This is a genomic window from Micromonospora sp. NPDC049102 (assembly GCF_043197485.1).
Classification (GTDB): Bacteria; Actinomycetota; Actinomycetes; order Mycobacteriales; family Micromonosporaceae; genus Micromonospora.
Map to the genome: position 1 here is coordinate 1 of NZ_JBICTE010000009.1, position 12,610 is coordinate 12,610.

Consider the following 12,610-nt stretch of genomic DNA (forward strand, 5'->3'; position numbering starts at 1 on the left):
GTCGGTGGACTCGTCGGTCGCCCGGGCGCATCAGCACGCCGCCGGGGCGCGTAAAAGGGGGATCTGCAGGTCGAACCGCCGGGCGGCGTCGCGGTCGAGCCGGCCGATCATGCGCTCGGGCGGTCGCGGGGCGGACTGACCACGAAGGTGCACCTGGCATGTGAGCAGGGGCAAAAGCCGTTGTCGATCGTGTTGACCGCCGGGCAGCGCGGGGACAGTCCCCAGTTCATCGCGGTCCTCGACGGCATCCGGGTGCCCCGCCAGGGCGGCGGTCGGCCACGGACACGCCCCGATCGGGTCTTGGCCGACAAGGCGTACACATCGAAGGCGAACCGCCGCTACCTGCGCCGACGCGGGATCGCCGCGACGATCCCGTCGAAGGCAGACCAGGACGCCAACCGGCGCAAGAAGGGGTCCAAGGGTGGGCGACCACCGGCCTTCGACCCCGAGCGGTACAAGCAGCGTCACGCCGTGGAGTGCGGCATCAACCGACTCAAACGCAACCGTGCCGTGGCCACCCGCTTCGACAAACTCGCCGTGCGCTACGAAGCCACCGTGCACATCGCCGCGATCAACGAGTGGCTATGACCGACTTCGATACAGACCCTAACGCCCCCGCCCCACCCCCCACACGCCACCCCCCGCACCCCGCCCTCTACCCCCGCGATCTTGCACTTTCGGTTGTCGGATCACGTGAAATGCCCTTTATGTCGCCACAGTAAGTGCAAGATCGCGGGGCCGGGGCCGGGGCCGGGGCCGGGGCTGGGGCCGGGGTCGAGGGCTTGGCCTCGGGCGTGATCGACTCGGTTTCAGGGAATCCGGGGTGTCTTGCCGTCGAGGACACGCCGAGTTCACCGAACCTGAGTGGATCACCGCGTCGGGGCGCTCTCATGAACTGGAGTGGATCACTTGGCGTCAGCCGGCGGGGCGGGGCGGGGTGGTGGGGTCAGGGTTGGTGGGGTGCGGCGAGGAAGTCGGCCAGGACGCGGGTGTGGGTGGAGAACGCCAACTGGACCGGGTCGGTGAGGACCAGCCACTCGGTCGCCTCCTCGGTGGGCGCGGACGGGGGCAGGTCCTCGGCGGCACGCTCGGGCAGCACTCCGAAGATCATCATGGTGCCGCCCTGCGGCGCGCCCCGGACGGCGAGGAGCCGGGCGTCGGCGGCGTCCGCTACCAGCCCGGTCTCCTCCCGCAGCTCACGTACGAGCGCGTCGGACCATTCCTCGCCGTACTCGATGAAACCGCCTGGCAGCCCGAGTAGCCCGCGGGCCGGTTCGATGGCCCGGCGGACCACCACGACCCCCAGGCCCTCGGCCGTGCGGACCGGTAGCACCGCCACCGCGACGGGCAGGGGGTTGCGCCAGACGGTCTCGCCGCAGGCCGCGCAGACCCGCGGCCATCCGGCCGTGGCCGGGTAGGCGGCGCCGCAGTAGGAGCAGTGCGAGTACGGCGTACCGGTCATGCCGCAGCACGTTACCCGTGCCCGGTCGGTCTGCCGCTTTCCGCTCAGGCTTCGGGCACGCCCGTGTAGAAGGCGGTGGTGCGCTCGGCGGCGGCCTTGGCCTCGTCGGGGTCGGTGCCGGCGGCGACGCTCGCCTCGCCCCAGAGTTGGCTGCTCAGCTCCATGGCCCGTCGTGCCTCGGCGGAGGCGATCCACTCGGCGCTGTCCTCGGGCCGGACGCCGACGCCGTCGCTCGACAGGTGCGTGGCGAGGCCGAGCAGGCCCAGGTCCCAGCCGACGCCGACGGCGCCCGGCCCGAACTGTGCCCATCGGTCCTGGTCGACGTGTGCGATGTGGTCCAGGTCGAGGCGCGCCCGGTCGTCGCCGACCGGCGTGACCCGCACGTCGATCCAGCTCACCTCGCCGCCCATCTCCCAGGTGGCGGTGAAGCGGTGCGGGGGTTCGCAGGTCTCGATGGTGCCGCCGGCGTTGCCCTCGAGCTGGTACGTGCCGTGCAGCCGCAGGTCGCCGCTGATCGGCAGGAACCAGCGGGGGATGCGTTCGGCGTTGGTGCAGGCGTCCCACAGGTCCTCGGCGGTCGCCTGGTACGTCTGGCTGATCGTGGTCACCCGGGCCTCGCCGGCGGCCAGGGTGCGGCTGCCGACCTGCCGTTGGACGGCGTTGATCTGCTCGGTCGCGTCGAACATCAGGTGTTCCTCTCGTCGGGTGGGTCGGCGGGCCCGCGCAGGCGACGCTCACGTCGGCCCCGGGCCAGCTCGGTGGCGAGCGCGGCCAGGGGTGGTGCCCAGAACCGGCGGAAGTGCTCCAACCAGCCGTCGACCTCGCGTAACGGGCGCGGGTCGACTGCGTACAGCCGCCGGGTGCCTTCCGGACGCACGGTGGCGAAGCCGTTGTCCCGCAACACCTTCAGGTGCTGGGACACGGCGGGCTGGGAGATGCCGAACTCGTCGCGGATGACCGCGCTGACCGCGCCGGCGGTCTGCTCACCGTCGGCGAGCAGCTCCAGGATGCGGCGCCGGACCGGATCGCCCAGCACGTCGAAGGCGTGCACGGCGACAGTTATATCAGCATGGCCTTATTTAAGCCAGGCTTGACACTCCGACCAGCTTGTCCAACCGGATCGGCAGCTCGCGAATGCGGACGCCGGTGGCGTGGTGGACCGCGTTGGCGACCGCCGCCGCGGTGCCGACGATGCCGATCTCACCGAGGCCCTTCACACCGGCCGGGTTGAGCTCGTCGTCCCGCTCGTCGAGCCAGTACGCCTCGATGGACTCGACGTCCGCGCAGCCGGTGATGTGGTACGTCGCCAGGTCGTGGTTGACCCAGTCGCCGTAGCGCTCGTCGAGCACACCCTCCTCGTGCAGCGCCATCGACAACCCCATCGTCATACCGCCGATCAGTTGGCTGCGTGCCGTCGTCGGGTTCACCACCCGACCGGCGGCGAACACGCCGAGCAGCCGGTTCAGGCGTACCTCGCCGGTGTCCGCGTCCACCCGCACCTCGACGAACTGCGCCCCGTACGCGTACCGGGGCCGCGCCGGCTGCCCGGCCACCTCCTCGGACGTGTCCGCCCCGGCGGTGACCTCGGTGTCCGTCGGCGCGCCGTCGCGCAGCTTTCCGCGCAACGCCTCGCAGGCGCGGATCACGGCCCAGCTCCAGCTCGCCGTGCCCATCGACCCGCCGGCCACCGGCGCCTCCGGCAGGTCGCTGTCGCCGATGCGGATCTCCACCCGTTCCGGCGGTACGCCGAGCGCGTCGGCGGCCACCTGCCACATCGCCGTCCGCCCGCCGTTGCCGATGTCGGTGGCGTTGATCCGGAGCAGGAAGGTGCCGTCCGGCCGGGCGGTGACCGTCGCCGAGGCGGGCCGGGCCCGGGCCGGGTAGGCCGACGCGGCCACGCCGGTGCCGATCAGCCACCGCCCGTCGCGTCGCGCCCGGGGCGTCAGATCGCGTCCGGCCCAGCCGAACCGCTGCGCCCCCTCGCGCAGGCAGGCCACCAGGTTGCGGCTGGTGAACTCCTCCCCCTGGTCGGGGTCGACCCGGGGGTCGTTGCGGATGCGCAGTTCCACCGGGTCGATGCCGGCGGCGATGGCCAGCTCGTCCATCGCCGACTCCAGACCGTACGCGCCGGGGCACTCGCCGGGGGCGCGCATCCAAAACGGTGTGGGCACGTCGAGGCGGGCCAGCCGGTGGGTGGTGCGCCGGTGCGGCGCCGCGTACATGCTGCGGGTGTACACGGCGGTCTGCTCGGCGAACTCCCGGATGGTCGAGGTCTGGCTGATCGCGTCGTGGCAGACGGCGGTGAGCCGCCCGTCGGCGTCGCACGCGAGACGGACCCGTTGGATGGTGGGGGTGCGGTAGCCGATCGGCCCGAACAGTTGCTGGCGGGTGAGGGCCAGCTTGACCGGACGGTCCACGTGCCGGGCCGCGAGCGCGGTCAGGACCACCGCCGCCTTGGTGAACCCCTTGCTGCCGAAGCCGCCGCCGACGTGTTCGGCGACGACCCGGACCGACTCCCGGGGCAGCTCGAACAGCTCGGCGAGGGTGGCCTGCACGGACGCGGTGCCCTGGTTGGAGTCGTGCACCAGCAGCCGTCCGTCGTCCCACCGTGCCGTCGTGGCGTGCGGCTCCATCGGACTGTTGTGGTAGGCCGGCGTTCGGTAGGTGGCGTCCACCCGCACCGGGGCGGCCGCGTACCCGGCGTCGAAGTCGCCCTCCGCGGTGTCCGTCGGGTAGTGGGGATTCACGTGGTCCGGCCGGTACAGGCCCGGGTGGTCGGCGGTGAGCACGGTCGTGTGCGGTCCGGCGTCGTATTCCATCCGTACCAGTTGGGCGCCCTCCCGGGCCGCCTCGAGGCTGGTGGCGACCACCACGGCGACGAACTGCCCCCGGTGGTGCACCGTGGGATCCTGCAACAGCCGCAGCTCCGCCGCCGGGCCCGGCGCCATCCGGGGCGCGTTGCCGTGGTGCAACACGGCCAGTACGCCCGGCGACGCCAGCGCCTCGTCCGCGTCGACGCGCGTGATCCGGCCCCGGACGACGTCCGCCGGCACCACCCAGCCGTACGTGACGCCGTCGGTCGGGTACTCGACGGCGTACCGTGCCGTGCCGGTCACCTTCTCCCGGCCCTCCAGCCGGGGGTACGCCCGGCCGACCGCGCCGGCGCTCACGAGGATGCCAACTCGGTGAGTACCCGGACCGTGATCGCCCGGGTCAGGGGCAGCTTGAAGCCGTTGTGCCGCAGGGGCCGCGCCTCGGCCAGTTCGGCGTCGGCGGCCCGCGCCGCCAGCTCCGGACTGAACGGGCGACCCCGCAACTCCTGCTCGGCCCGGTGCGCCCGCCACGGCCGGTGGGCCACCGCCCCGTACGCCAGGCGCACGTCACGGACCACGTCGCCGTCGAGGTCGAGGACCGCGGCGACCGAGCCGGCGGCGAAGGCGAACGACGCCCGGTCACGTACCTTGAGGTACGCCGAGCGGCGCGCGGCCGGCAGCGCCGGCAGCCGTACGGCGGTGATCAGCGCGCCGCGCGGCAGGGTGGTCTCCCGTTCCGGCTGCGTGCCGGGGGAGCGGTAGAACGCGGCGAGGGGGATGTCCCGGGGGCCGTCGGCCTCGTGCACCTCGACCACGGCGTCCAGCGCGGCGAGGGCGACAGCCAGGTCCGACGGGTGGGTGGCGACGCACTGCTCGGACCAGTCCAGGACGGCCAGGTCGCGGTTCTGCCCGTGCAGGGCGGCGCAACCGCTGCCCGGGTCGCGCTTGTTGCACGCCTTGCCGGTGTCCTGGAAGTACACGCAGCGGGTGCGCTGCAACAGGTTGCCGCCGGTGGTGGCCATGTTGCGTAGCTGGCCGGACGCGGCGGCGAGCAGGGCGCGGGCCAGCACGGGGTAGTCGCGGCGGACCGCCGGGTGGGCGGCGAGGTCGCTGTTGCGTACGGTCGCGCCGATCCGCAGCCCACCGTCGGGTAGCTCCTCGACGGCGTCCAGGGGTAGCCGGGTCACGTCCACCAGCAGGTCGGGTCGCTGCACCCCGAGCTTCATGAGGTCCACCAGGTTGGTGCCGCCGCCCAGGTACGCGGCGTGCGGCTCGCCCGTCAGCACGGCGACGGCGTCGGCCACGTCGGCCGGTCGGTGGTAGCGGAAAGGCCTCACGACGTCGTCGCCGTCTCGCGGATCGCCGAGACGATGTGTGGGTACGCGGCGCAGCGGCAGAGGTTACCGGCCATCCGCTCCCGGATCTCGGCGTCGGTCAGCTCCGGCGGCGAGTCCAGGTCGTCGGTGACCGCGCTGGGCCAGCCTCTGGCGACCTCGTCGAGCATGCCCCGGGCGGAGCAGAGCTGCCCGGGGGTGCAGTAGCCGCACTGGAACGCGTCGTGCGCGACGAACGCGGCCTGCAACGGCGACAGGTCGTCCGCCTCGGCGAGCCCTTCGACGGTCCGGACGGACCGACCGTCCAGGGTGACCGTGAGGACCAGGCAACTCTTGGCGCGACGGCCGTCCAGCAGCACCGTACAGGAGCCGCACTGGCCGTGGTCGCAGCCCTTCTTGGCCCCGATCAAATCCAGATGCTCGCGCAGCGCGTCGAGCAGGGTCGTGCGGTTGTCCAGCGTCAGTTCCCGCCGGTCGCCATTGACCTCGAACGCCACCCGGGTCGAGTGACGTTCGTCGGTCGTCGTCGCGTTCTCAGGTTCGCCCCGCACCGGCCCAGACTAGCGGCAGCGGTACATAAGCGGGCGAATTACGCAGACATCCCACCGTGGTGCGGCCCCCGGGTGCCGCCGGTCGCGGCACCCGGGGTTCGTGCCTCAGGCCACCGGCGCGGCGGCGTCGGCGCTACGGGCGAGGTGCCGGTGGGCGCGGATCAGGTCCGCGTACCGCAGGCCACTCGCCTTCACCGTCCGCCGCTGGGTGGCGTAGTCGACGTGCACCAGGCCGAAGCGCTTGTCGTAGCCGTACGCCCACTCGAAGTTGTCCAGCAGCGACCACACGAAGTAGCCGTCCAGCGGCACACCCCGCGCCACCGCCGACGCGCACGCCGCCAGGTGCTGCTCCAGGTGGTCGGTGCGCTCCTTGTCCTGCACCGTGCCGTCGGCGGTGACCTCGTCGTGCCACGCCGAGCCGCTCTCGGTGACGATGATCCGGGCCGGCCCGTACCGCTCGTGCACGTCGACGAGCAGCCGCTCCAGACCCGCCGGGTGCACCTCCCAGCCCATCGCGGTCTCCACCGAGCCGGGCACCGGCACCTGCTTCACGTACGGCGCCGGACCGGTCGGGTCGTCGACCACCAACTGCCGGAAGTAGTAGTTCACTCCGAGGAAGTCGGTGGGCGTGGCGATCACCGCCAGGTCGTCGCCGCGTACCGGCGGCTCGACCTCGTACGTCTCGACCATGTCGGTGGGGTAGCCGCGCCCGTGGATCGGGTCGAGCCACCAGCGGTTGACGTGCCCGTCGGCCCGCCGTGCCGCAGCGACGTCCTCGGGCCGGTCGGTCGCCGGCTCGATCGGGCTCAGGTTCACGACGAGCCCCACCGAGGCGGGCCGGGCGGCGTTCGCCCGGATCGCCTGGGTGGCGAGACCGTGCCCGAGCAGCACGTGGTGCGAGGCGTGCACCGCGCGGGTCAGGTCCCGTTCGCCGGGGGCCATGTTCCCGTCAAGGTGCCCGATCCAGCACACGCAGAGCGGCTCGTTGACCGTGCACCAGTCGGCCACCCGGTCGCCGAGACGACCGGCGACCACCGCCGCGTACTCGGCGAACGCCTCGGCCGTGGCACGCTCCGGCCAGCCACCGGCGTCCTGTAGAGCCTGCGGCAGATCCCAGTGGTAGAGCGTGACGAACGGCCGGATTCCGTCGGCGAGCAACGTGTCGACGAGCCGGTCGTAGAAGTCCAGCCCGGCGGGGTTGACCCGGCCGACGCCCGCGGGCATCACCCGAGGCCAGGCCACCGAGAACCGGTACGCGTCCACGCCGAGCTGCCGCAGCAGCCCCATGTCCTCCGGCCACCGGTGGTAGTGGTCGCAGGCCACCGCACCGGTGTCGCCGTTGTCGACGTTGCCCGGGATCGCCGAGAAGGTGTCCCAGATGGACGGCTCCCGGCCGTCGACGTCGACGGCCCCCTCGATCTGGTACGCCGCAGTGGCGACGCCCCAGAGGAAGTCGGGTGGCAGCTTGGACAGGTCCGGCACGGGAAGGCTCTCCTCTGGGTTGGGGTGACTCACTTGACGGCGCCGGCGGTGAGACCGGCGACGAAGTAGCGCTGCAGGGCCAGGAAACCGGCGACGACGGGGATGCTGACCACCAGCGACGCGGCCATGATCTGGTTCCAGTAGACGTTGAACTGGGTCGAGTAGCCCTGGAGGCCGACCGCCAGGGTGCGGCTGCCCTCGTCGGTCATCACCGAGGCGAACAGCACCTCACCCCAGGCGGTCATGAACGCGTACACGGTCACCGCGACCACGCCGGGCACGGCGGCCGGCAGGATGACCTGGAACAGGGTGCGTAGCGGCCCGGCGCCGTCGACCTGCGCCGCCTCGTCCAGCCCGCGCGGGATCGAGTCGAAGTAGCCGACCAGCATCCAGATCGAGAACGGCAACGAGAAGGTCAGGTACGTGATGATCAGGCCGGTACGGCTGGCGTACAGCTCGATGCCTGTGGCGTTGCCCAGGTTGACGTAGATGAGGAACAGCGGCAGCAGGAACAGGATGCCGGGGAACATCTGCGTGGACAGCACCGTCACGGTGAAGACACCGCGGCCGTGGAACCGGTACCGGCTGACCGCGAACGCCGCGAAGATGGCGATCGCTACCGAGCAGACCGCCGCGACGCTCGACACCACGAGGCTGTTCACCAGGTAGCGGGCCAGCGGCACGGTGCTCCACATGTCGACGAACGGTTGCAGGGTGGGCCGGCTGGGCCACCAGGTGAACCCGTTCTGCACGTCCCGCAGCGGCTTCGCCGCGGACGTGACCATCACGTAGAGCGGGATGACGACGAAGAGGGTGAGCAGGGTCAGCACGATGCGTCGGCCCCAGCGCTCACCGGCGGTCTCACGCATGGTCGTCCCTCCGGCGGTTGGTGATCAGCAGGTACGCGGCCGAGACGACCATCAGGAACAGCAGCAGCGCCACCGACATCGCCGAGCCCGACCCGAAGTCCCAGGTCTTGAAGGAGCTGCGGTAGATGTGGATGGAGATCAGGTCCGCCTGCGCGGGCGCCGAGCCGCCGAAGAGCACGAACGGGGTGTTGAAGTCGTTGAACGTCCACAGGAACAGCACCAACAGCAGCACCAGGTTCACCGGCCGCAGCATGGGCAGGGTGACCGAGCGCAGCCGACGCCAGAACCCGGCGCCGTCGATCGCGGCGGCCTCGTACAGCTCACTGGGCACGTTCTGCAGGCCGGCCATCAGGCACAGGAACGCGAACGGCCAGTTGCGCCAGACCGACACCACCAGCAACGACCAGAAGCTGTTGTCGCCGATCAGCCAGAACGGCCGCTCGTTCAACAGGCCGAGCTGGTCGACGAGCACGTGGTTGACCAGACCGGTGTCGCGCTGGAGCAGGAAGCTCCACGTGATCACGGCGGCGTAGACCGGCAGCGCGTACGGGGTGAGGAACAGCGCTCGCAGGATGGCCCGCCCGCGGAACGGTTTCTGCAGCACGACGGCCGCCGCGATGCCGAGCAGCCAGGCGAACCCGACCGAGAGCAGGCTGTAGGCAAGCGTCACCCAGAACGAGTGCAGCAGCTCCTTGCCGGCGGCGGAGTTCAGGTCGAGCGTGGCGCGGTAGTTCTCCAGGCCCACGAAGGGCGCGGTCGACCAGTCGCGGATGTGGAACTGGGTCAGCTCCAACAGGCTCATCCAGACCCCGACCACCATCGGGATCACGTGGATGGCGAGTTCCAGCACGATGGCCGGCGCGAGCAGCAGGTACGGCAGGAGGGAACGGCGGGGGCCGCGCGGCCGGCGGGCGGCCCCCCGGGCGGGTGACCCGGCCCGGGGTACGCGCCGGTCGGCGTCCGGCGCGGTGGTGCTGGTTGCCATCGGGGTCCTCTCGGAGGCGGTGGCCGTGGTCAGGCGACGAGCCCGACCACGGCCACCGGCGCTGCGTGGGTCAGCGCATCTTCTGCTGCGCGTCGGTCAGCTTCGCCTTCACCGATGCCTCGGTGACCGGCTTGCCGCTCGCGGCGTCGGCGAACAGCTCCTTCATCGCGGTGCCGACCAGGGTCTCGAAGGTGCTCTCCTCGGGCACCTGCGGCAGCGGGGCCGCGGTGGTGACCAGGGTCTCCTGGATGCTCTTCTGCTCCGGAGCGCTGAACGCCGGGTCGGAGCCGGCGGTCTTCACAGCCGGCAGCGAGCCGTACGTCTTGTTGAGGATCGTCTGCTCCTCGTCGCTGGTCATGAACTTGACGAAGCTCAGCGCGCCGTCCTTGTTCTTCGTGTGCTTGAAGACGGCCATGTTGATGCCGGCCACCATGCTGTTGACCTTCTTGCCGCCGGCCGGCGGGTTGGCCAGGAACGGCACCGGGGCCACGCCGTACGCGTCGGCGGCCATGTTCTGGGTCTTCAGGTTCGAGCCGGCGGACTGCCAGAGCAGCATGCCGGCCTTGCCGTTGGCGAAGTCCGAGACCGACTGGTTCTGCGCGTACTCGGCGTTGCTCGGGTTGGTGATCTTGTCAGCGGCCATGAAGTCGATGTAGCGCTTGATGGCCGAGACGTTCTGCGGGGTGTCGAAGGTCGGCTTGCCGGCCGAGTCGAACCACTCGCCGCCGTACTGCTGGCTGAAGGTGAACGCGTGGTGGGCGTTCTCGGACGGGTTGGCGCCCTCGATGGCCAGGCCCCACTTGCCGCCGGTGCTGAGCTTCTTGCCGTACTCGACGACCTGCTCCCAGGTCGTCGGCGGGGCGGTGATGCCCGCGTCGGCGAACATCTTCTTGTTGTAGTACAGGCTGTACGCCATGCTGTAGAGCGGCACGGCGGCCGGCGGCTTGCCCGGCGCGCCGGCGGCGGCGAGCGCGGCGGGCACGATCCGGTCCTTGCCGCCCACGGCCTGCAGGGCGGCGTCGTCGAACTCGACGAGCGCACCGGTGGCCTGCAACGACGCCGACCAGGTGTTGCCGATGTTCACCACGTCCGGGCCCTTGCCCGAGGTGGCGGCGGCGAGCAGTCGGTTGAGCAGGTCCGACCAGGGGACCACCTCGACGTTGACCTTGACGCCGGTCTGCTTCTCGAACTTGTCCAGCTCGGGCTGGAGGGTGGCCTTGTCGGCCTCCAGGCTGGCGCCCTGGTTGCTGGCCCAGTAGGTGAGGGTCTTGGGCGATGAGGCGGAGTCGTCGCCGGAGCCGCCGCAGGCGGTCAGCGACGCGGCAGCCAGTACGGCGGCAGCGAATATCCCGAGGTGTCGTTTCGACACGGTGAGCCCTTCCGGTGCGTGGTGGGGGTCCGCCGGCCGTCGTCGCCGATAGGGGTGAGGCGACGGCGGCCGGCTGCGGACGGGGTTTCTCCGGACGCGCCGTCGGAGGTCCTTCGGCGTTTCCCGGGAGTTACATCACGGCTTAATGAATGTCGTCATTAAAGTGGTTGGCTGGTGGGTCGTCAAGCACGGTGCGGTTACAGTCGCCACCTACGGCCGACGGGAACGAGGTAACGAGTGGAGCTGGCGCGTGCCACCAACCGGAGCGTCCGGCTGCGCAACCGGTCCGCCCTGTTGACGAAGCTCTTCCTCGATGCCCCGCTCACCCGGCAGGACCTCGTGCGCAGCACCGGCCTGAGCCAGCCGGCCGTGAGCAACGTGGTGGCCGACCTGATCGACGAGGGCATCGTCGTCGAGGCCGGGGCCGCCGAGTCCGACGGCGGCCGTCCCAGCATGCTGCTGCGGGTCGCCGCCCGCTACGCCTTCGTGATCGGCGTGGACGTCGGCGAGACCCGGGTGCGGGTCGAGTTGTTCGACTTCGCGATGACCCTGCTCGCCAGCGTCGAGTACCCGCTCGACCCGGCGCGTACCGAGCCGGACGTGGTGGCCGGGCACGTGCTGACCGGCATCGAGGTGGTCACCGGCCGGGCCGGGGTGGCCACCGCCGACGTGCTCGGCGTCGGCATCGGCGTCTCCGGCGTGGTCCAGCAGGGCGACGAGGCCGTCGTGCACGCCCAGGCCCTCGGCTGGGACCGGGTACCGCTGGAACGCCTCATCGGCGCGGGCACCGACCTGCCGCTGCACATCGACAACGGCGCGAAGACCCTCGGTCAGGCCGAGATGTGGTTCGGCGCCGGCCGCGGGGCCCGGCACGCCGTCTTCGCGCTGGTCGGCTCGGGTGTGGGCGCGGCCGTGGTGACCAACGGCGCCACCTATCGGGGCGCGTCCAGCAGCGCGGGGGAGTGGGGGCACACCACCCTGGTGTACGGCGGTCGGGCCTGCCGGTGCGGCGCGCGCGGCTGCCTGGAGGCGTACGTGGGCGCGGAGGCGATCATCGACCGCTACCGGGAGGCGCGCCGGGGGCACGCCGTTCCCGGCGAGGACGAGGAGTCCCAGCTCGCCGCGCTGGTCGCCGCCGCCGACACCTCGCCCACCGCCCGACGGGTGCTGGACGACACCGCCGGTTACCTGGGCGCCGGGGTGGCCAACCTGATCAACCTGTTCAACCCGGAGCGGGTCGTGCTCGGCGGGTGGGCGGCGATGGCGCTGGGCGATCTGCTGCCGGCCGTCCGCGAGGCCGCCGGTCGGCAGGCGCTGCGCCAGCCGTACGAGCAGGCGTCGATCGAGCTGTGCCGGCTGGGTGTCGACGCGGTGGCCCTGGGAGCGGCCACCCTCCCGATAGCCCGCTTCCTCACCACCGGCGGCGTCCCCCGCGCCTAACCCCCACCCACCCCACCCCCTTCCTCGTGCGGTGATCAAGAAGTTTGCGTCATTCCCGGGGCGGTTTCTGACGCGAACCTCTTGATCACCGGGGGCGGTCGGGCCGTGCGGGACGGTGCCGAGGGGCGGGGAATTACACAAAACCTGATCCTCGGGATAAATAACGAAGTTATAGATCGATGTCTTGACGCCGTCGCAATCTCGCCGCAACACTCCTACGAGAGCGCTCTCATCCCCGCGGCGTCGCATCGGCGGCACCACCCACGGCACCACGGGCGAACCCGACCCCCATCCGCACGGCGTCC

At 71.4% G+C, this 12,610-nt stretch carries 11 protein-coding genes and 1 pseudogene; 2 read left to right on the top strand and 10 right to left on the bottom strand.

Annotated features, from left to right (window positions below):
* Window positions 1–588: pseudogene (locus ACGFH9_RS11905) on the top strand (IS5 family transposase); the annotation flags it as partial.
* 358 nt (window positions 589–946) lie between these two features.
* On the opposite strand, the gene ACGFH9_RS11910 reads toward ACGFH9_RS11905, so the two are convergent.
* The 10 genes from ACGFH9_RS11910 to ACGFH9_RS11955 form a co-directional block, all read right to left on the bottom strand.
* Window positions 947–1,462, bottom strand: a complete 516-nt coding sequence (locus ACGFH9_RS11910) for an NUDIX domain-containing protein (RefSeq protein ID WP_393217644.1) — start codon at window positions 1,460–1,462, stop codon at window positions 947–949.
* Window positions 1,463–1,506: 44 nt separating this feature from the next.
* Window positions 1,507–2,148: an SRPBCC family protein gene (locus ACGFH9_RS11915; protein ID WP_393217646.1), complete on the bottom strand. Its 642-nt coding sequence runs from the start codon at window positions 2,146–2,148 to the stop codon at window positions 1,507–1,509.
* Entirely contained in the window at window positions 2,148–2,513 is a 366-nt protein-coding gene (locus ACGFH9_RS11920; protein WP_355620692.1) for a metalloregulator ArsR/SmtB family transcription factor, read from the bottom strand. The genes ACGFH9_RS11915 and ACGFH9_RS11920 overlap by 1 nt, the downstream gene beginning before the upstream one ends.
* A gap of 28 nt (window positions 2,514–2,541) precedes the next feature.
* On the bottom strand, window positions 2,542–4,632 hold the full coding sequence (locus ACGFH9_RS11925; protein WP_393217648.1) for a xanthine dehydrogenase family protein molybdopterin-binding subunit: 2,091 nt from the start codon (window positions 4,630–4,632) through the stop codon (window positions 2,542–2,544).
* Window positions 4,629–5,612, bottom strand: coding sequence for an FAD binding domain-containing protein (locus tag ACGFH9_RS11930; protein WP_393217649.1), 984 nt, complete (start codon window positions 5,610–5,612; stop codon window positions 4,629–4,631). Before ACGFH9_RS11930 ends, ACGFH9_RS11925 begins: the two co-directional genes overlap by 4 nt.
* Entirely contained in the window at window positions 5,609–6,106 is a 498-nt protein-coding gene (locus ACGFH9_RS11935; RefSeq protein ID WP_393217957.1) for a 2Fe-2S iron-sulfur cluster-binding protein, read from the bottom strand. The genes ACGFH9_RS11930 and ACGFH9_RS11935 overlap by 4 nt, the downstream gene beginning before the upstream one ends.
* Window positions 6,107–6,265: 159 nt before the next feature.
* The gene (locus ACGFH9_RS11940) at window positions 6,266–7,642 is read right to left on the bottom strand and encodes a GH1 family beta-glucosidase (RefSeq protein WP_393217651.1); all 1,377 of its coding nucleotides are present in this window, start codon (window positions 7,640–7,642) and stop codon (window positions 6,266–6,268) included.
* Between the two features lie 29 nt (window positions 7,643–7,671).
* A complete protein-coding gene (locus ACGFH9_RS11945) occupies window positions 7,672–8,511 on the bottom strand; it encodes a carbohydrate ABC transporter permease (RefSeq protein ID WP_355239317.1) in 840 nt (279 codons plus the stop codon).
* Window positions 8,504–9,496: a carbohydrate ABC transporter permease gene (locus ACGFH9_RS11950; RefSeq protein WP_393217653.1), complete on the bottom strand. Its 993-nt coding sequence runs from the start codon at window positions 9,494–9,496 to the stop codon at window positions 8,504–8,506. Before ACGFH9_RS11950 ends, ACGFH9_RS11945 begins: the two co-directional genes overlap by 8 nt.
* 70 nt (window positions 9,497–9,566) lie before the next feature.
* Window positions 9,567–10,865 carry an ABC transporter substrate-binding protein gene (locus ACGFH9_RS11955; protein WP_393217655.1) on the bottom strand — a complete coding sequence of 433 codons (1,299 nt, stop codon included), beginning with the start codon at window positions 10,863–10,865 and terminating at the stop codon, window positions 9,567–9,569.
* A gap of 237 nt (window positions 10,866–11,102) precedes the next feature.
* On the opposite strand from ACGFH9_RS11955, the gene ACGFH9_RS11960 reads away from it, so the two are divergent.
* Complete coding sequence (locus ACGFH9_RS11960; protein WP_393217657.1) at window positions 11,103–12,305, top strand: ROK family protein; 1,203 nt, start codon at window positions 11,103–11,105, stop codon at window positions 12,303–12,305.
* The last annotated feature ends 305 nt before the right edge of the window (window positions 12,306–12,610 follow it).

What these genes read in the sequence shown, in the direction of transcription:
- ACGFH9_RS11915 (WP_393217646.1), bottom strand. Translation starts at nt 2,148, where the DNA reads ATGTTCGACGCGACCGAGCAGATCAACGCCGTCCAACGGCAGGTCGGC.
- ACGFH9_RS11945 (WP_355239317.1), bottom strand. Translation starts at nt 8,511, where the DNA reads ATGCGTGAGACCGCCGGTGAGCGCTGGGGCCGACGCATCGTGCTGACC.
- ACGFH9_RS11950 (WP_393217653.1), bottom strand. Translation starts at nt 9,496, where the DNA reads ATGGCAACCAGCACCACCGCGCCGGACGCCGACCGGCGCGTACCCCGG.
- ACGFH9_RS11910 (WP_393217644.1), bottom strand. Translation starts at nt 1,462, where the DNA reads ATGACCGGTACGCCGTACTCGCACTGCTCCTACTGCGGCGCCGCCTAC.